20 protein-coding genes and 1 tRNA gene are annotated in these 22,980 nt (G+C 39.7%); 7 read left to right on the top strand and 14 right to left on the bottom strand.

All coding sequences use genetic code 11. From position 1 onward, the window contains the following. Positions 1–146 precede the first annotated feature (146 nt). Positions 147–548, bottom strand: coding sequence for a fasciclin domain-containing protein (locus H6G79_RS32795; protein WP_190594586.1), 402 nt, complete (start codon positions 546–548; stop codon positions 147–149). Positions 549–690: 142 nt separating this feature from the next. On the opposite strand from H6G79_RS32795, the gene H6G79_RS32790 reads away from it, so the two are divergent. After that, positions 691–1,629: a putative 2-dehydropantoate 2-reductase gene (locus H6G79_RS32790; protein WP_190594592.1), complete on the top strand. Its 939-nt coding sequence runs from the start codon at positions 691–693 to the stop codon at positions 1,627–1,629. A gap of 174 nt (positions 1,630–1,803) precedes the next feature. Here the strand turns inward: H6G79_RS32790 and H6G79_RS32785 are convergent, their stop codons facing one another. The 5 genes from H6G79_RS32785 to H6G79_RS32765 form a co-directional block, all read right to left on the bottom strand. Beyond that, on the bottom strand, positions 1,804–2,784 hold the full coding sequence (locus H6G79_RS32785; protein WP_190594585.1) for a Bpu10I family restriction endonuclease: 981 nt from the start codon (positions 2,782–2,784) through the stop codon (positions 1,804–1,806). After that, the gene (locus tag H6G79_RS32780) at positions 2,757–4,001 is read right to left on the bottom strand and encodes a DNA cytosine methyltransferase (RefSeq protein ID WP_190594584.1); all 1,245 of its coding nucleotides are present in this window, start codon (positions 3,999–4,001) and stop codon (positions 2,757–2,759) included. Before H6G79_RS32780 ends, H6G79_RS32785 begins: the two co-directional genes overlap by 28 nt. A 214-nt stretch (positions 4,002–4,215) precedes the next feature. After that, entirely contained in the window at positions 4,216–4,710 is a 495-nt protein-coding gene (locus tag H6G79_RS32775; protein ID WP_190594583.1) for a hypothetical protein, read from the bottom strand. 99 nt (positions 4,711–4,809) lie between these two features. Further along, on the bottom strand, positions 4,810–6,942 hold the full coding sequence (locus H6G79_RS32770; protein ID WP_190594582.1) for a pentapeptide repeat-containing protein: 2,133 nt from the start codon (positions 6,940–6,942) through the stop codon (positions 4,810–4,812). A gap of 59 nt (positions 6,943–7,001) precedes the next feature. Beyond that, positions 7,002–7,343, bottom strand: a complete 342-nt coding sequence (locus H6G79_RS32765; RefSeq protein WP_190594581.1) for a hypothetical protein — start codon at positions 7,341–7,343, stop codon at positions 7,002–7,004. A 309-nt stretch (positions 7,344–7,652) separates the two neighbouring features. Between H6G79_RS32765 and H6G79_RS32760 the strand changes: the two genes are divergently transcribed. Beyond that, the gene (locus tag H6G79_RS32760; protein ID WP_190594580.1) at positions 7,653–8,090 is read left to right on the top strand and encodes a hypothetical protein; all 438 of its coding nucleotides are present in this window, start codon (positions 7,653–7,655) and stop codon (positions 8,088–8,090) included. A 121-nt stretch (positions 8,091–8,211) separates the two neighbouring features. Here the strand turns inward: H6G79_RS32760 and H6G79_RS32755 are convergent, their stop codons facing one another. Beyond that, a complete protein-coding gene (locus tag H6G79_RS32755) occupies positions 8,212–8,649 on the bottom strand; it encodes an Rrf2 family transcriptional regulator (RefSeq protein WP_190594579.1) in 438 nt (145 codons plus the stop codon). Between the two features lie 297 nt (positions 8,650–8,946). On the opposite strand from H6G79_RS32755, the gene H6G79_RS32750 reads away from it, so the two are divergent. Next, positions 8,947–9,018: transfer RNA gene (locus H6G79_RS32750), tRNA-Cys, on the top strand. A gap of 385 nt (positions 9,019–9,403) precedes the next feature. On the opposite strand, the gene H6G79_RS32745 is transcribed toward H6G79_RS32750, so the two are convergent. Continuing rightward, a complete protein-coding gene (locus tag H6G79_RS32745; protein WP_190594578.1) occupies positions 9,404–9,874 on the bottom strand; it encodes a hypothetical protein in 471 nt (156 codons plus the stop codon). A gap of 422 nt (positions 9,875–10,296) precedes the next feature. Between H6G79_RS32745 and H6G79_RS32740 the strand changes: the two genes are divergently transcribed. The 3 genes from H6G79_RS32740 to H6G79_RS32730 all read left to right on the top strand — a co-directional run bounded on the left by H6G79_RS32740 (position 10,297) and on the right by H6G79_RS32730 (position 13,504). Continuing rightward, a complete protein-coding gene (locus tag H6G79_RS32740; protein ID WP_242048691.1) occupies positions 10,297–10,548 on the top strand; it encodes a type II toxin-antitoxin system HicB family antitoxin in 252 nt (83 codons plus the stop codon). Positions 10,549–10,705: 157 nt separating this feature from the next. Next, entirely contained in the window at positions 10,706–12,892 is a 2,187-nt protein-coding gene (locus H6G79_RS32735) for a DEAD/DEAH box helicase (RefSeq protein ID WP_190594577.1), read from the top strand. Between the two features lie 249 nt (positions 12,893–13,141). Beyond that, positions 13,142–13,504 (top strand): hypothetical protein, encoded by a 363-nt coding sequence (locus H6G79_RS32730; RefSeq protein ID WP_190594576.1) that lies wholly within the window; start codon positions 13,142–13,144, stop codon positions 13,502–13,504. Positions 13,505–13,662: 158 nt separating this feature from the next. Here H6G79_RS32730 and H6G79_RS32725 read toward each other — a convergent pair whose 3' ends face one another. The 6 genes from H6G79_RS32725 to purE form a co-directional block, all read right to left on the bottom strand. Further along, positions 13,663–14,856 carry a 4-hydroxy-3-methylbut-2-enyl diphosphate reductase gene (locus tag H6G79_RS32725; RefSeq protein ID WP_190594575.1) on the bottom strand — a complete coding sequence of 398 codons (1,194 nt, stop codon included), beginning with the start codon at positions 14,854–14,856 and terminating at the stop codon, positions 13,663–13,665. Between the two features lie 101 nt (positions 14,857–14,957). Further along, positions 14,958–15,776 (bottom strand): GDSL-type esterase/lipase family protein, encoded by an 819-nt coding sequence (locus H6G79_RS32720; RefSeq protein ID WP_190594574.1) that lies wholly within the window; start codon positions 15,774–15,776, stop codon positions 14,958–14,960. A 124-nt stretch (positions 15,777–15,900) separates the two neighbouring features. Further along, positions 15,901–17,319, bottom strand: coding sequence for an ammonium transporter (locus H6G79_RS32715; protein ID WP_190594573.1), 1,419 nt, complete (start codon positions 17,317–17,319; stop codon positions 15,901–15,903). Between the two features lie 291 nt (positions 17,320–17,610). Next, the gene (locus H6G79_RS32710; protein ID WP_190594591.1) at positions 17,611–17,934 is read right to left on the bottom strand and encodes a YnfA family protein; all 324 of its coding nucleotides are present in this window, start codon (positions 17,932–17,934) and stop codon (positions 17,611–17,613) included. A 128-nt stretch (positions 17,935–18,062) separates the two neighbouring features. Further along, positions 18,063–19,661, bottom strand: coding sequence for an ammonium transporter (locus H6G79_RS32705; protein ID WP_190594572.1), 1,599 nt, complete (start codon positions 19,659–19,661; stop codon positions 18,063–18,065). A gap of 863 nt (positions 19,662–20,524) precedes the next feature. Then, positions 20,525–21,043: a 5-(carboxyamino)imidazole ribonucleotide mutase gene (purE, locus tag H6G79_RS32700; RefSeq protein WP_190594571.1), complete on the bottom strand. Its 519-nt coding sequence runs from the start codon at positions 21,041–21,043 to the stop codon at positions 20,525–20,527. A 98-nt stretch (positions 21,044–21,141) separates the two neighbouring features. Between purE and nagA the strand changes: the two genes are divergently transcribed. Then, positions 21,142–22,311 carry an N-acetylglucosamine-6-phosphate deacetylase gene (gene nagA, locus H6G79_RS32695; protein WP_190594570.1) on the top strand — a complete coding sequence of 390 codons (1,170 nt, stop codon included), beginning with the start codon at positions 21,142–21,144 and terminating at the stop codon, positions 22,309–22,311. The last annotated feature ends 669 nt before the right edge of the window (positions 22,312–22,980 follow it).

The following is a 22,980-nucleotide window of genomic DNA, read 5'->3' as shown; positions in this document are numbered from 1 at the left end:
AATCTAATTAATTCTTAAGAAGTTTCTCGTGCTTAGATCCCCGACTTCTTTGAGAAGTCGGGGATCTGTTAAGCTACTAGTAAAATGAGTTTATTAATATTAAAAAATCGCAATAATTGAGGTGGGGATAACCCACCTAAAGTTTATTAACCAGGCAAAATTACTGTATCAATGACATGAATTATGCCATTGTCAGCATCGATATCTGCCGCTAAGACAGTAGCGTTTTTGATTTCAAATCCCTCAGAACAATCTATTTTAATGATTGAGCCTTCTACAGAAGTAACTGTACCTAGTTTTGCTAACTCAGCCTGAGACAACTTACCAGCCACAACGTGATATTTTAGAATTCTGGTCAACTGGGGAATATTCTGCACCAGAGTTTGGATTGTTCCTGGTGGTAACTTGGCAAAAGCATCATCAGTCGGTGCAAAGACTGTAAATGGCCCTGGACTTTTTAATGTTTCGACTAAACCAGCCGCTTGTACAGCAGTTACCAAGGTTTTAAAAGCGTCATTACTAACCGCAATATCAACAATATCAGCCATATTTTTTACCTATTCACTGATAAAAATTTTAAATTATATTAAAGCGATTTAATTTTTTTGACGAAAGTTACAGTTATAAAATTACAATATCATAGGCAAAAGTCTATCTAATTAATAGTTATTAATTATCTTGGGAGCAGCAATGGGCGATCGCAAGTATGCCATCATCGGAACAGGTGCATTAGGCGGGTTTTACGGTGCAAAACTACAAAAAGCGGGTTTAGATGTTCATTTTTTACTCAAGAGTGACTACGAACACGTCAATCAACGTGGTTTAATCATTGAATCGAAGGATGGCGACTTTACCTTACCCCAAGTTAACGCCTATAACAACGCCGATAAGATGCCACAATGTGATGTAGTGATAGTTGCCCTCAAAACAACCCAAAATTATTTATTACCAAAATTATTACCACCTGTAATTAAAAATAATGGTGTGGTATTAGTATTACAAAATGGATTAGACATAGAACTAGAAATTTCTCAGATTGTGAGTAATGTCAACATTATTGGTGGCTTATGTTTTTTATGTTCCAATAAGGTCGGACAAGGACATATTCGGCATGTAGATTATGGACAAATAGTTTTGGGTGAATACAGCCATAACTACGAAACTGCGGGAATTACTAATATAATGCAGCAAATTGCCAACGACTTTCAAAATGCTGGTATAGCAATAGAATTAACAAAAGATTTACTCTTAGCGCGTTGGCAAAAATTAGTCTGGAATATTCCCTACAATGGTTTATCTGTGGTTTTGAATGCCAGAACTGATGAATTAATGGCAGATCCCTACACTCGTCAATTAATTGAGCAATTAATGTATGAAGTAGCCGCAGGTGCAAAAAGTACCGGACGGATAATTGCTGATAGCTTCATTCAAAAAATGCTAGATTACACAGTCAAGATGAAGCCTTACCGCACCAGCATGAAAATTGACTATGATGAACAACGTCCTTTAGAAGTAGAAGCAATTATTGGAAATTCCCTACGTAAAGCCCAAGCCGCAGGTGTGTTTTTACCACAAATTAACTGCTTGTACAATCAGTTAAAGTTTTTAGACAACAGGAATAAACACTAATTTTTAGCAAAGTGCTGTTAGCTTTAGCTGGGCATTGAGTCCGTGCTGATTTGAAAATTCTGAATTATAAATTGAGAATCTTCCAGCGTTTAAGCAATTAACAATCTCCTAATCTATACTTTGACTGTGCCATACAACTAAGAAGGCAATATTTAGACCTCAGACTCCAGTAGATTATTCATCAATTAGCCAACCACGCTGTATACCATGCTCAATTCCTCCAGACCAATCAATTGTTAAATGATTTCTTACCTTCTTGAAAAGATGCTGTACTACAGCCACATTAATTGGGTTTTTAATATACGTTTCTTTATATCTAAATTTTCGATCAGTATTTTTCTGCTGACGTAATACATAAATCTGATCAACTTTGTATTTTCGTAAATTGACATCACTAGTTAGCTTGATCCATTCCATAACTACAAGATACAAACTATTGGGATTTCTCGCCTTTAAATCTTCTGCTGCGCGTGAAGCTCCTTCAAGCATAGTTTTGTCAAGGTAAGTTTTGCACTCAATGACAACTACTGGAATGTCAAAAATGTGTGTCTCTGTATTTTCCTCTGTAACTGTAGGATCAGAATAAATTTCTGGTTCTTCTTTAAGAATTGTCAACTTTTCACCAGGACTGTCATCTTTTTCTGGAGGAGGTGCAGCTACAAGCGATGCTTGAATAGTTGCACCAATCACAAAGTCATGATCTTTTTTTTCAATACGCGCATAAGGTCGTTTAAGCATTTCTGAATATTTTGGTGGAACAAAGAAAATATCCTTAAAAGTGTGTGACTTACCAATGAGAGCATTTTCTCCAAAATCTTGTGCTAAATCTTTAAACAAATAGTAGAGAAACTCTTCTAATACACTAGAGTGGAGGTTTGATCTAGAGTCAAACTTTTCAGCATAATGCTGCTGATCTAGAAAGTCTTTGTATGTTGAAAGAAGCTCTACTCTTTTGGCAATAATTTCGTCATCCTGCTCAGTAAACTCTGATGTTGGCCCGACTAACTCTAAATTAGCAGTATGCCATTTATCATACTCAGTCCTAATTTCGCTAAGGTATCTTCTACTATCTGTGTCTCTATATTCTGTACGATGATTTTCCTTCTGTTCAAGATTAGAAGCATGAACTAAAGGATTCCTATCGGTTTTCGGCATAATTCTAATTTTTCTAGAAGATGTAGTGCAATTGCTTTAGCAAGGATAGGTGGAACAGCATTACCAACCTGATTATATTGACATAAAAACTTCTCATCGAATCTTTCTTCTCTGTGTAATAATTTATGAGACACAACAGTTTTTTTGCCCATAAAACGATAGTTATCAGGAAAAGATTGAACCCTTGCACCTTCGCGTGCTGTTAAATTTCGATGTTGAAAAGGGTGAATAAAATTAGCATAAAATGAGGCCGCAATCGTATGGGATGGCTTGTAAGGGTTTAACCGTCGATTGTTCTGGTCATAGCTTTTATTTGAAAGTTCTCCATTCCCTCTACGCCGTCTAGCTCCGTATTCTTTAGGTACATCAGAACTTGACTCACCCCATTTAATTTGTTTGAAGCGTTCTACCAGCCTATCTGAATGCTCCATTGCCACATGATTATAGAGTAGATTACTACCATTTCTAATCCAAGCTTGATAATCATTTTGAGGCTCTACAAAATAATCTTGCTCTTCTTCACCCTCCCGCGCATTCAGTGGTGGTAAATCTGAGATAGCATCCCATAAAGTTATCGGAGGAAATTTAGCTTCACTATCAAACAGTGATAACTGAGATTTATTTAGATAATATAATTCTAAAGAGTGCGTCTTTAAAGGAATTCCTAATTCTTTGCCATTTCTATTACCAACAATAAAAATACGCTCTCTAATTTGTGGCACACCATACTCAGCCGCATTTAACTTCCATACTTCCACAAAGTATCCGATATCTTCAAAAGTTTTTCTAATAATATCTATGACCTTTTGACCGTTACTACTTTTACGTGAAAGTAATCCTTTGACATTTTCCATTACAAATGCTTTAGGCTCAAGGAAACTTACCCACTGAGCAAAGTTAGTAAACAAGCTATTTCTCTGGTCTTTCGGATCTTTTTGGGCTGGCCCTGCAACACTAAAACCTTGACATGGAGGGCCACCAATAATAATGTCTGGGCTAAAAACACAAATTTCCTTGACACTACTTTCGGTATTAAAATTACGTATATCATTGTGAATCACTGTCATACTGGGGCGGTTGTAGCGCAGTGTATCACAAGCCCAAGCATCAATTTCAAGCGATAAAGACACAGAAAACCCTGCCATGTCAAAACCTAAGCCAAAGCCACCAGCTCCAGCAAATAGATCAATAACAGTAGGTTTTTCTGGTCTCGCCATAAGTTTTTTATTCTAGACTCATACTTTCAAATTCTGAACGGATTAGTATGATACACTCACATTTTTTCTTTAACTACCCTATGTTTGCAATCAAATCGTAGTCTACTAGTGTTTGTGTTCGTTTAACAAGGATGTTTGTATGAAAATATAAAAAGACGATCGCCTTTTAATCCTCATGCAATGCAAGAAGCGATCGCCTGTATTCAACTAGCTCTTAAAATCTCAAACCCACCCCACCTTGCACAGCCAACGCCGTACCACCGCCATCACGGTAAGCATCAAAGGCAATAATTGCATTGCCAAAAATTACCGTATTGCTATTGGGAACAACGTAATCAATTCCTGGTTGTAAAGCAAAACTAATTTTATTTCCTACCGGAGAAGGACTATCACCACCAGTTAACACTAAGCCTGCGCCTAAATAAGCATCTGTTTGCCAGTTGAGAGGCAAGTCATAAGATACAGTAGGGACAACAGCCGTGTTCTGACCAATTAATGCTTGAGCGCGAAAAGAAACTGGTGCTTCTAAAAGTTTGTAACGAAAAGCCACAACTCCGCCGATTTGAATACCATCAGTTAACCCAACAGTGGGGCCGACACCCACATAGCTACCATAAGCAACTTGAGCCTGGGCTGGTTGATAATCCATCAGCAAGCTGAAAACTGCACTAGCCGCTATAAATGAACTTAAATTAGGTAGATACTTCATCACCCGACTCCTCACACCATAATTTGAATGTTTTCATGTATCATTTGTGATTTAGTGAGGAGGTAGGATTAAGTATTTTCCTGACTCCCCATTTAAATTTTACGGGCAACGGGGATGAATGCCACCTTGGGTACAAATGTAAGCTAATTGCTTGGCATCTAAGTTTTTCGCTTGAGAAAAATCAACACCTTTAACTACAGCCGATACTGTACCAGTATCAGGTGTTTCCACAAATTGATCTGCGGGGTCTTGTTTGCTAGGTGCAATAATTGTGTCTTTAAAATCTGCGCCTGCGACGTTTGCACCGCGTAAATCGACAAAACTCAAATCAGCGTTGCGTAAGTTAGCATTTTCTAATTGGGCGGAACGTAAAACTGCACCAGTCATCCGACTAGTACTCAGGTTAGCGTTGCTGAGATTGGCATGATCTAAGTAAGCGCCAGATAAATCTGCACCTTGCCAATCAGTTTTGGTTAAATTGGCAAATGATAATTGTGTACCGATCGCAATTACTCTACCCAAGCGAGCTGCATAAAGATTAGCTTCGTTTAATTTAGCATCACCTAAATCGGCTCCAGTCAAGCTGGTATTTTCTAAAACTGCATTCCGCAAGTCAGCCCCCACCAGTTGGGCGCTGCTGAGATTTGCCCCAATTAAACGCGCACTTTCTAAATTAGCGCGGTTGAGAGTTGCCCGACTTAAATCACTACCAGTCAATAACACCCGGCTGAGGTTAGCATCGGTGAGATTGGCTTGTTTCATTTGGACTTGCGTTAAATCGGCGATCGCATCATCATAAGTATCCCAGCGACCATCTTCACCCATACTCCGAAAACGGCTACCTTTAAAACTCGCTTGGTTGAGATCAGCCGCTTTTAATTTCAGTCCTGACAAATCAATGTTTTCTAACACCAAATTAAACAAAGGACTGCCATTTGTACTGGTTTGGCTTAAAGTCGTACGAGTCAAGTCAAGACCATTGATTTTGCCACTATATACATTCAAAATCTTATTGATGGTTTGCTGGTTGATTTGTAGCCGCTTTTGCCATGATTCGCGTTCTTGGGGTGCAGCTGATTGCAGTTCGTTAGCCAGAAACTGGTTTTTATTTTTCAATTCGGGGATAGCGGGAATACCCACATTTGTTAAAGCTTGCTGAATGGAATTCAACAGCACTGGGTTAGTTTCATTCACCAACAAATCAGCCAAAAATTGAATCGACTGGGAATCATTTAGACCACCCATCGCCAGAATTGCACTTTGGCGTTCTTCTAAACTAGCGCCAGAGTTGGGACTTAATTGTTTAACAAATTCCAAAAACTTCTGACTGTTAATTTGTGAAGTTTCTCGCTGAGTTTGCTGTTTTTGAATATAAACTTGTGTCCCAATTAAAGCCGCGAGTACCGCACTCATACTTGCTAGGGTGACTGCAAACAAAGCGAGGTTGGAGTTTTGCTGCATCCGCCGCCACAATGTCGGTAATTTGGCATCTGTGGCTGACACGGGTGCGAGACTGACTTCTGTTGCATTTGGGGCTTCTGGTTCACCAGTTTTCACCAATGCACTCCGCCCATTTTGACGTTTAGCATCAATGGTTTCTGTACCTGCTAACCAATCATGTAAGGCGCGACGACCTTGGCGAGAGGATAAAGCTACACTTTCGCCTAACACCATCAATACTGCCAAAAAAGTAAACAGTCCCAAATTCGGAAAGGCAAAACTATAGCGCCAGAGGATGTAAGCAATCGAAACTGGTACAGACAAGCGACCAATACCTTCCCTAGCGATCGCTGCGCCTAAACCTGGGGCTTTACCTTGGTCATTCACCACGCGCACACCAAACCAACGTTTTGGTAAAGTACTCCCAGTTTTTGCAAGTAAGTACAATTGCCACCAAGATAAAGTGACAGGTGCAATTAAAGCCAACATCCATAAATAATTAGTCGGCCAGGCGACATTGGGAATACCGTAACTAACAGGTAAAGCCAAAGGCCTGGCGATCGCTCTTTCTGTGACAACTAATACAGGGTTGAGTGGTACACGGTTGAGGTCACTCCTGGAATTGGCATAAGCTCCCAATCCAAACGGAATTAACCCACTCACAACCACTAGGCTAATTTCTGCTGTCCAAGCCGCCAAACGTCGAGTTACTAACGGTAATGAATTGGTTTGTGTTGGTGCATTTGAATGACTAGGTTGACTATCATTTCTCCTCACAATTGGTGTCGCCATTGAATAATTCCCTTTAAATTTAATAGTTGCGCCATAACTGGCGTGATTAATATAGAGTGCTATGGCTTATTGGAAAAGCTATCAGCGACGAAAAATTTGTATCCAAGATACACTAACCCTGCCAACACCGCCAGACTAATTGCAGAGGTCACAAGTTTTAGTACTGCTTGCAACACCGCCAAACCCATTAGCACCGTAACACCCATAACTACTAACTTTCCCGTCCCAGATAAACTTTGAAACCAAAGTTGCGAACGAGTAAAATACTGTTTAAAGTTGAGAAAATAAGACCGAGACTGCTGTCTGGCTGCTGTTTTTTTCGCTTCTACACTCTCAGCATTAATTTCTGCTTCTAGCTTTTGTAGGCGTTGTTGCCAATCTTCTTCCGGTTGAGGGTTCATAAATCTTGTCTACCTCTGCTAAAACACTTGTTCAACAGGTGAGCAATCATATCCGAAATTTTTCCGGTTGTGTTTGTGATTTTAACGAATGTTTGATTTTATCAAGGGTGATAATGCCTAAAAATAAGAATTTTTGACGCTATGAACGAATGACTTCATCTCTTTTTTATATTTAGCCATATAGACATACAAGATTAGCAATAAAATTTTATACTTCGTTTTAGGAACACTGAGGGATTGCTATCGTCTCTTAATTCAGACTATTTATATCAATAATCGCTCTACAAATAGTCGGGAGCATAAAAGAATATGAAAACTCTGAGGCTATGGCAAATTGTTCCCGTCGCTGTTGTACTGAGTATGGGAATTATCCAGCCTAACTTGGCAGAAGCACCATCAATTCCAATTCCCGCCAAACTCAAATCAGACCCCCTAGTGTTAACAGGTAAGTCTGGAGGAACTGTCCAAAGTAACTGCGGAAATATTTCTACTGTCCCTAGTCAAATTATTCAAGTCACAGAGTCAATGCCTTATATGCGCTTAACTGTTGACAGTCCTGGACAGCCAACATTACTCATTGACGGCCCTAGCGGACGCTTTTGTGTGTTAGCAGATAACTACTCCCAAAGCAAGCCAGAGTTATCCGGTTACTGGCAAGCTGGCAAGTACTTACTGTATGTAGGGCAATTATCTCCAGAGCAGCATAACTACACTCTTTCAATTTCGCAACAAAAAAAGCCTAGATAACTAGGACTTACGCACAAAAACGAGCAATTAAGGGTTTTGGCAAAGGTGTAGGGGTGTATGTATCTAAAACCCTTACACCAAACACCCCTACACCCAGTTTTTATCGACTACTTTCCTAAATCTAGATATAGTACATCAGGTCTTTCTGCTTGTGGATATTTCGCCGTTCGCACAAATCTTGTAGCGTATTTTGTTGTAAAACAGCATTGGCAGCTTGACAAGCTTCTTGCCAAACTTCCTGAATTACCTGAGTTTCTGTGTTTTGAGCATTTTGACTGGATGCTGGAGCGATCGCATCCAATCCTTCAATACAAGTAATACAATCTAATATAGTAATTTTACGTGGGTCGCGTGCCAAAACATATCCACCTTTCGCGCCGCGAATACTCTTAATGATTCCTCCACGCCTCAAAGTTGCCAGTAATTGTTCTAGATAACGAATTGGTATATTTTGTAACTCTGCCATCTGTCGAATTTGCAAAGACTCACCACTGGAGTAGCAAGATGCCAACTCCAACAGAGCTAAAAGAGCATATTCCGATTTGTTAGAGATTTCCACAGGCGTAAGATTTTTAAATTCACACCTCAAGCTTTTCAAGTTGTTGACTTTACTTGACTCAGTTCATCCTGAGCAAAACTGATCACACAACTTTGATATTTAAAGGCTTAATCTCACTGTAAATCAGCTTTATCAATAAGAGCAATTGTTTTTATTTTTCATTTCAATAAAAATAAATAATTGATAATTGTCAGCGACAAATCCGCAAAACGTCCAATATTCTTATTCTTGACTGATTGCTGCTGGGAACCCTTTCAATTTTGATAAAATACTGCTATAATAGTTAATCGTGGATGCGGCGACATAGCCAAGTGGTAAGGCAGAGGTCTGCAAAACCTTTATCCCCCGGTTCAAATCCGGGTGTCGCCTTTTAAGAATATCAAGGTTATGGGGCTTTCAAGCCCTTTTTTGTTTAGCGTTCAAGGTTTAATTTTCAAAGCCTTCAACCATTTTTGGGGTTATTTTGGGTAGTTTGGGGAAACAACTGGGGTAAAAATGTCAGGCAAAGGTTTTTACCCCAGTCAATTATCTTATGGAATCTCAAAAATCTTAAAGTATTGCCCCTAGGCGTTCAGTGCAGATAAATAACTCTAACAGCAGTCTCCAATTAGTTTTTTCCACCCTATTATTACGCCGACAGGAGAGCTAAAAACTAAGCGTTTCTACTTTTTGACAGGACAATAAGTAGTTAGACAGCTTTATTTAATGTAGTCTACTTCATTAGACTAGGAAAGTCTATAGATTGATAAATACACTATTCATATTTAATATCTTCCCACTCTCCCCATTCATCTTTACACCACCCAAAACTACGCCAACATCCACGACTATTAGATTGTCTTTCAAAAACAAACTCAATGACACTTTCACCTGTTGTAAGACACAGGCGCTTTTTACTAATAGCGTCAAACAAAAATAGCGTCAGGCTAACATGAAAAACATTGTCTCCATTTTCAGTACCAACCATATCACCGCCTATCACAGCTAACCAAACTGTAGATAGGGGAGATTTTTCTGTTTCCATTGTCCACATCCATCGACAAAATGAAGGAGAATGCAGTTTTTTCGTATCTAAATAAATTTCTGTATCGCGTTTAAAATTATGACCCATAAACTCCTGAAAATCATCCAATAGAGCATCGATAATTTCATAAAAATCTTCTTTTGTATATGATTCATTCTCTTTACCTAGATTCCAAAGCTTTTGTTCAATATTTAATTTCATGTTTGAGTTAACCAAAATAATATGTTTATAATAGCGATATTTGAAAAACTTATATTAATTTAAATAAATTAAATTTTATCCCCTTATTTACTAGTATTAAAACTCTCTAAAATCGAACTAAATAATTATTCTTATCTTCCTTTTTGTTTTTGGCAATTCGTTAAAAAATCAAAAATGAGTTATACCATTTCACTTTAAAAATGATACGGATATGCAAGTAGCGCCTCGACTTCGCTCGGCGACCAGAAGCAGAGTTGCAGAGGAAGCGATTTCTATCAGTAATTTCGTGAAATGGTATTATGATACTATATATATTACTATTGCTCAATAAGCAAGTTAAAAAAATTGATTAAGCAATTTCTCAACCGACCACCAGAGGTCACGTTTGAGGATTTGCGCCTTTTTTAGAGTACTATTTGAATTTGAAGTATTCCATCATACTTTATCCTGACTCTGAAGGAGGATATGTTGCTCAAATTAAAGATTTACCTGGATGTCTCAGCCAAGGTGAAACAATAGAAGAAACGATGGAAAATATTAATGAAGCCAGAGAATTATGGATTGAAACGGCTTATGAAGTTGGAGACGAAATCCCTTTACCTATCACTGATGATAAATACAGTGGTAAGCTACTTCTGAGAATGCCAAAATCTCTACATCGTCAGTTTAGCTGAAGCATCTGAACAAGAAAATGTCAGTTTAAATCAGTATATTCTGTTTTTATTAAGTGCATCAGTTTAACACTTGTTCAATATCTAAATTTATCTTAATTTCAACAGAGTGGGTGTTCTGTGCTAAAAGATAGTATGATTTTCAGCCTGAACACTCACCATGACTAATGCCTTTAACCGACTTGCACCCTTCATTCAAGAATATATCTACCATCACAACTGGACTGAATTACGACCAGTGCAAATTGCTGCTTGTGAAGTGATTTTTGACACTGATGCTCATTTGTTAGTAGCAGCAGCCACGGCGGCCGGAAAAACAGAAGCAGCATTTCTACCAGTTTTAACTGTATTACATAATTATCCTACTAATACAATTGGTGCATTATATATCGGCCCAATCAAAGCTTTAATTAATGACCAATTTGAACGCCTCAATGGCTTACTTAAAACAGCAGATATTCCTGTTTATCATTGGCATGGTGATGTGGCTCAAAGTCGCAAAAATCAGCTTTTAAAAAAGCCTCAAGGCATTCTTCAAATTACGCCAGAATCTTTAGAGAGTTTATTAATAAATAAACATCATGATTTAGTGCGTTTGTTTGGAGATTTAAAATTTGTCATCATTGATGAAATTCATGCCTTTATGGGTTCGGAACGCGGTTGTCAGATTATTTGTCAATTGCAGCGTTTAGCCAATGCAATTCAATCACAACCCAGGCGTATTGGTTTATCAGCTACCCTTGGTGATTATTCAATGGCGGAAGAATGGCTACGTTCGGGAACTGATAAACAAGTAATTACTCCTAAAATTGAAGCTGGTAAACGTCAAATTAAACTGGCTGTCGAACATTTTTATCTTCGTGATGATATTAATTCATCGGAAATATATGATAATTATCTTTTTAATCTTAGCCAAAATAAAAAATGTCTGATATTTGCGAATAACCGCACTCAAACTGAATCTGTAATTGCTTCCCTGCGGCAAATTGCTCAAGCACAAGCACAACCAGATATTTATCATGTCCATCACGGGAGTATATCAGCTAGTTTGCGCCAAGCTGCGGAAAAAGCTATGCAAGAACCCCATTATCCTGCTGTAACTGCGGCAACACTTACCTTAGAATTAGGTATCGATATTGGTAATTTAGAGCGAGTCATTCAGTTAGAAGCACCTTTATCTGTAGCTAGTTTTTTACAAAGGCTGGGACGGGTTGGAAGAAGAGGTGCAACGGCGGATATGCGCTTTGTTTGTGTTGAAGATGAGCCATTATCGGAAGCATATTTTCCTGAGCAAATTCCCTGGCAACTTTTACAGTGTATTGCTATTATTCAACTGTATTTAGAAGAACGCTGGATTGAGCCGATAAAGCCACCAAAATATCCTTTGAGTTTGCTTTATCATCAGACAATGAGTATTTTATTAGCGGCAGGAGAATTATCCCCAGCGAATTTAGCTAAACAAGTTTTAAATATGCCACCTTTTGCGGCAATTTCTCCAGCCGATTTTAAATCGTTATTACGATATCTAGTTGATATTGGTCATATTCAACAAACTGAGCAAGGTAAATTAATTATCGGTTTGACTGGGGAAAAGATAGTCGGAAGATTTCAATTTTATGCTGTGTTTGCTGACAATCAAGAATATACCGTAAAGCAAGGCACAACAGAAATTGGTAGTATTGTGACACCGCCACCTGTGGGGAATCAATTTGGTTTAGCTGGTCGCACTTGGGAAGTTTTAGAAGTTGATTTTAAAAAAAAGTTAGTTTTAGCTAAACAGGTAGATGGTAAAGCGACTGTTTATTGGCGTGGTGGTGGCGGTACTATTCATACTAAAATTTTACAACGAATGCGACAGGTTTTAATAGAAGATGTTGAATATAGCTATTTACAAAAAAATGCTCAACAACGCCTAAAAACAGTTAGAGAATTATTTCAGTCTGCTGGATTAGCGAAATCTTATATATTGCCATTAGATAAAAATAAATGTTGTATTTTCCCTTGGATGGGAACAGTAGCTTATCGCACTTTAGAAAGATTTCTGAATGCTTTTTGTCGAGAATCTTTAGAAATTAGTAGTATGGGTGGAATGAACCCTTATTATATGATTTTGAAATTAGGCAAAGGTAAGCTGAAATATCTGCAATCAGAAATTGCTTCTTTGTGTGAGCAAAGAATTTCCGCCGAAGATTTAATCAGTACAGCCGAAGCTCCAGAAATGCAAAAATATGATGAATTTATTCCCCATGCTTTATTACGCAAAGCTTTCGCTTATGATTATTTAGATATAGAAGAACTCAGACAGCAAGTTGCTCTTTGGCAAGTTACGGAATGCGATCGCACTTAAGATAGATGTTTTTTAAATAAAACAATTCAGATGTCGGACTGTAAAACATTAAATATACTCTCCTAGAAATCAAGCTCTGACTTCTGCTAGAGGAATCTTTACCTTTGTTACAGATAGTCTTGATATGTCTTGGATAAAGTTAATTGGTTTCAAAATAGGTGAGATTTTAGCTCAATTTCATCACTAACTTATATTTAAAGTCAGCCAATTAACTCCAAAAACCTCAAGATAATGGAGTACAGTCCGGTCATGATACATTTAATTTCTCAGGTATTTTCTCGTATTAATTCCCTGTTAAATCAATTTCAGGTAAAGCAGTTTGTCGCTGTAGTATTAGTAGGATTTTTAGTCTTGACGACAAACGCTAATATTGAGCGTGGTAACACCAAAGCTGTCACTAGAGAGCTTGATAGAGTTGTACATCAGGATAAGGCTGATAGACCAAAAACTACTGGTGAGTGGAACAGAGAAGCCCGTCAAACTGAAAATGACCCTGGTAAACGCGCTGAAAGAATTGCCAAAGAATCAGCAGAGGCTGTTAAACAATGGGGTTCAGTTTATCCTGATACAGCTAAACGCAGCGCCAACAGTGTAGATGAAAATACAAGATAGGTATTGAAGAAGGGTTTAGGGGTATAGGGGTGTACTTCGACCCTTCTCCTGCCGGAGACGCTACGCGAACGACAGGCTCAGGGCGGCGCTGCGCTCAGTAAGCAGGGTGTAGGTTTTCAAAACCCCTACACCCATTCTCAACAGTCAGTCCAAAAATTTTAAGCTTTGAGGCTGAAAATCTTTTCGATTACATCTTCAACGACTTTATCGGGGGTGGATGCGCCAGAAGTCACACCGACGACGATTTTACCTGCTGGTAGCCAATTTTCGGCGATCGCTAATTCTCCATTTAACTGGCGATGTTCAATAGCGTCACCAGATTTAATTCGTTCTACGGAATCAATATGGTAAGAAGGAATACCCTTTTCAAAGGCAATTTGTTGTAATTGCGTAGTATTTGATGAGTTAAACCCACCAATTACCACCATTAAATCTAATTCATGTTGTACTAATTCCAACATGGCATCTTGTCGTTCTTGGGTAGCATCACAGATGGTATTAAAGCTTTGAAAATGCTCGTTTAACTGGTCGGGGCCATATTTCTGCATCATCGTCCGTTCAAACAATTTACCAAGCTGCTCAGTTTCCCCTTTTAACATAGTAGTTTGGTTAGCAATCCCCACCCGTTCTAAATCTTGATCTGGGTCAAAACCAGCAGAACAAGCTTTAGCAAATTTTTGCAAAAATTCTTCTCGATTACCACCATTTAAAATGTAGTCAGCAACATATTGTGCTTCTTTTAAATTTAGGACAATTAAATATTTGCCAGCAAAGGAACTAGTTGCAACTGTTTCTTCATGTTTATATTTACCGTGAATAATGGAGGTGTAATCGATTTTTTTATGCTTTTCCACGGTATTCCAAACTTTAGATACCCAAGGACAAGTTGTATCAACTATTTTGCAGCCTTTATCGTGTAATATCTGCATTTCTTGAACGCTGGCTCCAAATGCAGGTAGGATAACTACATCGTTGTTGTCCACCACCGAAAAGTCTTTTTTGCCTGTTTCTACAGGAATGAATTTTACTTCCATTTCCTGCATTCGCTGATTCACAGAAGGATTATGGATAATTTCGTTAGTAATCCATATACGTTCGGTGGGGAAGTGCTGACGAGTTTCGTAAGCCATTGCAACAGCGCGTTCTACACCCCAGCAAAACCCAAAAGCTTGGGCTAACCGGATGGTAACATCACCCCGTTGCAGACTGTAATTGCGATCGCGGATTTCTTGAATCAAACTGCTGTGATACTCAGATTGCAACTGGGTTGTGACTTCGGCTTGATGGCCAAACCCCTTGCGATTGTAATTTTCTGAATGTTGGAGTGAACGTTTAAAAGCTTTTGTATCCATGTTTAACTCTGTGGTGTCTCCTCCTTCTGATTTTCGCGCGTGAAGACCAAATTTAGAAGTATGAAGTGTAAAGTCTAAAATTTTCCCCCACTCCCCACTCCCTACTCTCCACTCCCCGATGTAGTATAAATCTGCAATGCAGTCCGCCAAACCAGATAGCCAGCAGGACTGAGATGTAAACCATCTGTGGAAAGTTCCGGGCGGAGATTACCTTGTTGATTAGCAAATAAGGAATATAAATCGAGATATTTTGCCTTACGTCTAGTGGCTATACGTTGTAATTGTTCATTTAATAAGCGAATGCGACTATTAGGAATAGTTAAAAGTTTGTCTCGTCCTTCCCAAGTGGCTTCTTCTGCGCCATGTGGCAAAATCGACTGAACAACTATTTTGGCTGTGGGATGAGTTTTGCGGAGATATCTGATAATTTGCCGCAGATTCTCTAAAATCACTTCATCACTTTCTCCCCGAATGAGGTCATTAATGCCAATCATGACAAAAATCACCTCTGGTTTAGTGCTATCAAATATATCTAATCTTTTTAAGAGTCCTGTGCTGTTTTCGCCAGAAACTGCTTGATTTAGCCAATATCGATTTTCTGGTAATAATTCTGTGGGGAACCAGAGACTGATAGAGTCTCCCACCAAGATACTTAAATGCTCAGGATTTTTTTCAGTAGCAGCTTGAGCTTCTTGTTTAAGAATATCTAACCACTGTTGGTAATTAAGTTGATGATGACGGCCTAACTCTGGTGCGACAGTTTGGGATGTATTGATTGTTTGCTGTGACGGCGAACCACCAAAAACGGCGGTCAATCTCTGCTTTTGCAAAATTAGCAGGATGACCGCCAACATCAGTATGCCGTTGGTTGCCAACGATAACAATGCCCAAGTGGGGAAGGTTTTTGCAGAAGTGGTCACGACTAGCGAAATTTGCCAATAATTTGACTCAAATTTTATCCGCTAGTTCGCAAAAGTCACACTATATTTAGTAATTGCTTTTACATTGACCACTATCTGCGGAGATGAGCAAACTGCTGGGGAATTAATTAATCGGTCTATCCCCACCAAATTCAGAGTTGTAACCTTCCTCACCGTGTTCGTTGATATCCAAACCTTGAATTTCCGTTTCTTCTTTAACACGCAAACCAATGGTAGCATCGATTACTTTGAGAATAATAAATGTACCAACTGCGGCGATCGCATAAGCAACTACAATTGCTACTAGTTCTACTCCTAGTTCACCAAAGTTACCTTTGAGTACACCATCTTTACCTGCGGAATTAACCTGGCTTGTGGCAAAAATAGCGGTTAAGATTGCTCCGACTGTACCACCTACACCATGTACAGGATAAGTATCTAAGGCATCGTCAACTTGGAGTTTATGCTTGAAACTGACAGCATAGAAGCATACAGTAGCAGTAATAAAACCAATTAAAATCGATGCTAACGGAGTAACAAATCCGGCGGCGGGAGTAATACCAACCAGACCTGCAACTGCACCTGTGGCTGCACCTACGGCTGTGGGTTTACCCCGGAGAAATGCTTCTAAAAGCAGCCACATCAACGCACCCGCAGCAGCAGAGGTATTAGTAGCTACGAAGGCTGTAGTCGCTACGTTGGTTGCTACATCACCAGAAGTTCCACTAGCAATAGATAAAGCACTACCAGCATTGAACCCAAACCAACCAAACCACAGCAAGCCAGCACCTAATAAAATAAAAGGTACGTTGTGAGGCGGGCTGAGGCGGTCGGGGTGAGTTTTGCGGGGGCCGAGAACAATTGCAGCGACTAAGGCCGATACACCAGAACTAATGTGAACGACTGTACCACCAGCAAAGTCAAGAGCGCCTAAACCACCGTATAAGCCGAGAAATCCACCTTTAGCCCAAACCATGTGAGCCAGGGGGCTATAAATAAAGGTTGACCAAAGTAAGACAAACAAACTGTAAGCGCGGAAACTCATCCGTTCCGCGATCGCACCAGAAATCAAGGCTGGGGTGATAATGGCAAACATGGCTTGATAAATCATGTATGCCTGATGGGGAATTGTCGGAGCATAAGAAACTACTTCTTGTGGTTCGGAACCTTGGAGATAATTTGTTGTTTCTAGCCCGACACCATTTAACCCCAGCCATTGTAAACCACCGATAATCGCGTTTCCTGGTGCAAATGCCAAGCTATAGCCCCACAAAACCCAGGTAACACCTACAATTGCCATCAACACAAAGCTCATCATTAAGGTGTTGAGGATATTGCGCGATCGCACAAATCCACCGTAAAAAAATGCTAATCCTGGTGTCATCAACAAAACCAGTGCAGATGATACCAGCATAAAAGCTGTATCTCCTGTATCAGCCGCAGGTGGTGTGGCTGCTGATGTTTGGGCGTAAGCACTACCTATGAGCGGCCATCCTAACAGAAATATAGAAACAGCCGCGATCGTCAAAACTTTCTTGAACACTTGTTTCTGTCCCTTTCTCACATCAGTCAATTTTTTTGTATACTTAATTACATTTCATGCTTTTTTATCATTGGTTTTTGTCGTGAAAGATACCCAACAGTATTGATTTTTAAAAGATTAACAAAAATATAATCCTTGTGATAGTTGTTCAGATATTAATTAATGTGTATCTATAAAATTTTTATATTATTCTTCGAGTCACCTTATTTCTGTAAGGGTTTTAAAAACGCTGTAGTTTGAGTTAGCATCTTCACCACATAATCAGTGAGAAATTCACAAGAGAAATTGCACTTAGTTCCGAGGTGCGAACATGATAATTAGAACACTAAGTAATGCGACACAAGTACCAATCAGGTCATAAGTATCGGGTGTAACTTTATCTACTCGCCAACCCCAAAGCATTGCCATAAAAATAAACACACCACCATAAGCCGCATAAACTCGCCCAAAATTTGCAGGTTGAAAAGTAGAAATTACACCGTACAAAACTAAAGTAATTCCACCTAAAATTCCTAACCAAAACGACTGGCCTTGTCTTAACCACAACCAGATGAGATAACATCCGCTTAGTTCAAATAAACCAGTCCAGACAAAATATATTAGAGATTTCATCATCATCAAAAACTCAAATATTAAAGTTAATCTGTAACCTGTAACCTCTCACCTGTTAACTCATATTGAATAAAAAAACCGCCCACTAAAAAGTTATGGGCGGATATTAGTCAGCAATAAGATGTAGAGACTTACAGAGTACTTGGTAAATCACCACCTGATGAAATTTCTCCAGAACTTGTCCCTTCCGAAAAGCCACCAGGACTAGCTTCTTTCAAAAATCCACTGTAAGCTTCCATACCGTGTTCGCCGATATCTAAGCCTTCTAATTCTTCTTCTCTGGTAACTCTAATACCTAAAGTTGCTTTCAGCACTAACCAGAAAATGGTGCTAAGAAGAACAGTCATGCCCCCAACTGCAAGAATACCAATTATCTGGGGAATTAATGTGCCGAAACCACCACCTGCGAATAAACCATGTGGCCCGACTGGTTTACCTGCTAAGTCAACCATCCAAGGATAACCACCAGGGCCGACAGAAAATAAACCAACGCAAAGAGTTCCCCAAATACCGCAAACAAGGTGGACTGAAGTAGCACCTACTGGGTCATCAATGCCGAGTTTGTCAAAAAATGGTACAGCGAAAACTACTAAAATACCAGCAATCAAGCCAATGACTATGGAACTAGGAATGCTGACGTAAGCGCAAGATGCGGTAATACCAACCAAGCCAGCCAAGATTCCGTTAATAATCATGGACAAGTCTGGCTTACCCAAGTACACCCAAGCCACAACAGTAGCAGCAATTCCACCAACTGCACCCGCCATGTTGGTTGTCAAAGCAATGTGAGTAATTGCATTAGGATCAGCCGCCATCACAGAACCAGGGTTGAAACCAAACCAGCCCAACCACAGAATTAGGCAACCCAAGGTGGCAATACTCATATTGTGGCCAGGAAGCGCCACTGCTTGTTTATCTTGATATTTCCCAATACGTGGCCCCAAAAATGCGGCTCCCATCAATGCAGCCCAGCCACCAACTGAGTGAACGACAGTAGAACCAGCAAAATCCCAAAATCCCATATCTGCCAGCCAGCCAGCGCCCCAAATCCAGTGTCCAGTAATGGGGTAGGCAATACCAACAAGTAATAAGCTGAAAATTAAGAAGTCTACAAACTTAATCCGTTCCGCAACAGCACCAGACACAATTGTGGCGGCGGTTCCAGCAAACACTAGCTGGAATAAGAATTTGGCTGCTAAAGGAACACCTGTCCAATTCAGGGCGCTAAATACTCCTTTATAAGCATCGCCAGTTGCAGGGCTGTTATCATCTGGTAAGAAAAAGCCACTGAGTCCGATGAAGTCATTACCATCGCCAAACATTAAGCCAAAGCCGATCGCCCAAAATGCTACGGTCGATAAGGCAAATACAATTAAGTTTTTGGCGAGAACGTTAACGGCGTTTTTCTGACGGCAAAACCCGGTTTCTAACATACAGAAACCAGCGTTCATAAAGAATACTAAAAAGGCAGCGATCGCCACCCATAATGTATCAAGTGCAATTTTTAAATCTGCTGTTGTTGGCCCCGCAGGCGCTGGAGTTTGAGCAACCGCTACATAACTCCATCCCAAAACAATTAAACAAGCCAAAGGTAAACAAGCCCGCCAACTGGGAGACAATCGCTTAATTGCTAAGTTTAACTGCTTGAGTTTTGAGTTAAATCCTGTGCTTTTAGCGTAATTTCTGGCCGATGATCGCCTGATTTTTGTTTTTAATTTTTGTCTTTGCATGAATTTGAACCTCACCCTCCATACCGTCCTGAAAGGAAAAACATCTAGAGCAAAAAACTCATACTCTTAGTCAAAAGCAGCGATTTTTGTCCAGATTTTCAACTACTTGTTTCCACGCCAGAAAGCCAAACAACCCAAAGATGAGTTTAGGAATTTCACTAAACTCTATGTAAACATTTTTTTCTGTTATCCTTAAGAAATTATTATGTATTATCCGCAACCGTCAAGTGTTCTTCACCTAATCTTTAATCTTTAATTATCATGTTTGACGTGCTTAACTGCTGGCAATTGCCAACCCAATTGTTGCCAGAAAATATGCCTACATTAACACATCATTTGCATAATACACTTAGATAATGGTGACTATACTAATATCAAGAATTCCGCAAACGCTTCTTGTTCTAAACATTGGTGAACTCACAAATAAATTTGACTGATTTTCTATTTATCAAAATTGCAATTCTGTATATTTAGATACTGTTTTTTTAGGATTGTGTTTTTTACTACGCTAAAAATAATGAGAGCAAAAACCACATCCTTTACAGGAAATGGATTTATCCTCTTCAATAAATAAAATCCTGGAATAATATTAAATTTTTATAAAAAAAATTAATTGATTGTTACTTAATCAATCAAGTGATAATCATCACTGAATATATAAGGGTGAGAAAAGTCAGCAAGATTTTCTGACACCCACCCCATACACTCTTCCCGAATTTCTCACGTATGGGTAGCGGGTGTGGGGAGAGAGGGGAGTGTGGGGAGTGTGGGGGGAAAGATTTCTTCACCATCCTCCCACACTTCCCACCCCTCCCACACCCCTGGATTTCTCTCTTGTGAGAAATCCAGGTCTTCACCTGTGGTTAAAGTTCTTCTTTGAGATATTGTTCATAACCTAGCTGTGTTAATTTTGCTTGCTTGTTCATCACCAATTCCGAGAGAGATTGGCGGTATTGCTGTACTTTGGCGAATAACTCTGATTGGTGAGTAGCCAAAATTTGTACAGCTAACAGCCCAGCATTCTTCGCATTCCCAATGGCGACTGTCGCCACTGGGATACCTGCTGGCATTTGGACAATAGAATATAAAGAATCAACGCCTTGCAAATTGCGGGTAGCCACAGGTACGCCAATTACTGGTAAAGCTGTAAGAGAAGCTACCATACCAGGGAGATGGGCTGCACCACCAGCACCGGCGATAATTACCTTAAGACCCCGTTCATGGGCGGTTTGGGCATACTGCACCATCCGTTCTGGGGTACGATGGGCAGAAACTATCGCCACTTCTGTTTCTATCCCAAATTCTGTGCAAACTGCGATCGCATCTTTCATAGTGGGCAAATCAGAGTCGCTGCCCATGATAATACCGACAAGGGGAGACATAGAATTTTTGATTTTTGATTTTGGATTTTCGATTAAAGGCTGATTGCGAGATTTAGAATCGTGTCAGACTTAGACTTAGCTACTTTCAGTCCAAGGTGATGACCCAAGCAACACACAAACCCATCGCTTCAAATGTAGATATTATCAATGCGCGTGTACCTGGTTATCAAGATTTACAGATGCTCTTAGTGAATCACGAAGGTGTGATTGAACAAATCTTGCCAATGGGTACGGTATTCAAACGAGTTCCACCACCTGATTTACAAATATTGGATGTAGCTGGTGATTGGATTTCATTAGGCGGTGTTGATTTACAGATTAATGGGGCGCTAGGCTTGGCGTTTACCGAACTAACACCAGAAAACGCGGCAATGTTGCCAAAAATTTCGCAATATTTGTGGGATGCTGGTGTCGATGCTTATGTACCAACATTAGTCACTACTGCCATCGAAAATATTCAGCGATCGCTGGCTATTATTGCTGATTTCGCTGCTCATTCCACAACTGGGGCGAAAATTCTCGGTGTACATCTAGAAGGGCCATTTTTAAATTATGGTAAGCGTGGCGCACATCCAGCCGAATATCTCTTACCTCTGACAATTGAGGAAGTCAAACGGGTATTAGGGGATTATGCCTCAATTGTCAAAATTATTACCCTAGCACCAGAATTAGATCCTGGCAGTGAAGTCATAGCATATTTGCGTTCTTTGGATATCACCGTCAGTTTAGGACATTCCCAGGCAACTGCCGACCAAGCCCAACAAGCCTTTGATTTGGGTGCAACGATGGTAACTCATGCTTTTAACGCCATGCCACCTTTACATCACCGCGAACCGGGATTATTGGGGGCCGCCATTACCAATCCCAATGTTATGTGTGGTTTGATTGCCGATGGGCAGCATGTCACGCCGACAATGCTAAAAATTCTCTTGCGGGCGACTCAAGAACTATTCTTAGTCAGTGATGCCCTAGCACCTCTGGGGCTACCTGATGGGATATATCCTTGGGATAGTCGCCACATTGAAGTTAAAAACGGTACAGCCCGGTTACTAGATGGCACATTGACAGGCACGACTTTGCCGTTATTCGTGGGAGTACAAAACCTGTTGAAATGGGGAATTTGTGATGTCGAAAGAGCGATCGCTTTAGCTACTAATGCCCCCAGAAAAGCCATGAATTTGCCTGTAATTTCATCAGGGCAACCTGCTGATTTATTACGCTGGCATTGGGATAAAACTACCAAAGAACTCACTTGGCAGCGATTATAGATAGAGGCAAGCTGTTAAACATTTAAGAAAGCACATGAAAGCCGCTCCTAAATGATTTATCAGCATCTCTCTTCCTTGTCTCCCTTATCTCCCTTGTCTTTGTTGTTCACATATCAACTATGACTGCTATATTCACAGCTTGATTGAATTGACTTGCCCCGACATACTCCCATAAAAAAAGAGTGGGAGGAGGCATACCAATCGCCTCATTCTCCCACTCAACATTTGCTGCTGTAGCGTCCAGGATAATGTATGAACATTGCCGTTTTATTTAGGGGGCTAAGTTGTGCGAAAATGGCAATATCTATACATTTTTAGCCCTGGTTGCAGCAAATGTGAAGCCTGATTTATTCATCTATATTTTACAAATTAATTATCTATGATTTGCTATTAAATATATATAGCAATCAACAGTAAAATCGGTGTTTCATTTGCTAGGTAGACCCTGATAACAAAACCCTTGAAGTCGTTTATCTTTTATAAATTTAGCGTAGTTAATTAGAGTCAGGTTGCCATTTTGGCAGGTTTTTCAGCATTAACCAAAAACTTTGAGTGTTACAGCACTTGCGTCTGTTATGAGGTACAATAAATTAAAATATAAATACCTCTAAATGAAGTCATACTCTGTCGATCTTCGAGAAAAAATAGTTGCAGCACATCTTCAAAAAA

Origin of the sequence: Anabaena sp. FACHB-83 (assembly GCF_014697485.1) — a bacterium.
Taxonomy (GTDB): Bacteria; Cyanobacteriota; Cyanobacteriia; order Cyanobacteriales; family Nostocaceae; genus Nostoc_B.
The sequence above is the reverse complement of the archived record's forward strand: the minus strand, read 5'-3'. Positions and strand labels throughout refer to the sequence as shown.

Bases quoted from the DNA above. Each gene is read 5' to 3' on its own strand.
- purE (WP_190594571.1), bottom strand. From the start codon at position 21,043: ATGTCTCCCCTTGTCGGTATTATCATGGGCAGCGACTCTGATTTGCCC.
- H6G79_RS32795 (WP_190594586.1), bottom strand. From the start codon at position 548: ATGGCTGATATTGTTGATATTGCGGTTAGTAATGACGCTTTTAAAACC.
- H6G79_RS32745 (WP_190594578.1), bottom strand. From the start codon at position 9,874: ATGAAATTAAATATTGAACAAAAGCTTTGGAATCTAGGTAAAGAGAAT.
- H6G79_RS32790 (WP_190594592.1), top strand. From the start codon at position 691: ATGGGCGATCGCAAGTATGCCATCATCGGAACAGGTGCATTAGGCGGG.
- H6G79_RS32765 (WP_190594581.1), bottom strand. From the start codon at position 7,343: ATGAACCCTCAACCGGAAGAAGATTGGCAACAACGCCTACAAAAGCTA.
- H6G79_RS32735 (WP_190594577.1), top strand. From the start codon at position 10,706: ATGACTAATGCCTTTAACCGACTTGCACCCTTCATTCAAGAATATATC.
- H6G79_RS32730 (WP_190594576.1), top strand. From the start codon at position 13,142: ATGATACATTTAATTTCTCAGGTATTTTCTCGTATTAATTCCCTGTTA.
- H6G79_RS32785 (WP_190594585.1), bottom strand. From the start codon at position 2,784: ATGCCGAAAACCGATAGGAATCCTTTAGTTCATGCTTCTAATCTTGAA.
- H6G79_RS32775 (WP_190594583.1), bottom strand. From the start codon at position 4,710: ATGAAGTATCTACCTAATTTAAGTTCATTTATAGCGGCTAGTGCAGTT.
- H6G79_RS32710 (WP_190594591.1), bottom strand. From the start codon at position 17,934: ATGATGAAATCTCTAATATATTTTGTCTGGACTGGTTTATTTGAACTA.
- H6G79_RS32770 (WP_190594582.1), bottom strand. From the start codon at position 6,942: ATGGCGACACCAATTGTGAGGAGAAATGATAGTCAACCTAGTCATTCA.
- H6G79_RS32780 (WP_190594584.1), bottom strand. From the start codon at position 4,001: ATGGCGAGACCAGAAAAACCTACTGTTATTGATCTATTTGCTGGAGCT.
- H6G79_RS32705 (WP_190594572.1), bottom strand. From the start codon at position 19,661: ATGCAAAGACAAAAATTAAAAACAAAAATCAGGCGATCATCGGCCAGA.
- H6G79_RS32725 (WP_190594575.1), bottom strand. From the start codon at position 14,856: ATGGATACAAAAGCTTTTAAACGTTCACTCCAACATTCAGAAAATTAC.
- H6G79_RS32760 (WP_190594580.1), top strand. From the start codon at position 7,653: ATGAAAACTCTGAGGCTATGGCAAATTGTTCCCGTCGCTGTTGTACTG.
- nagA (WP_190594570.1), top strand. From the start codon at position 21,142: ATGACCCAAGCAACACACAAACCCATCGCTTCAAATGTAGATATTATC.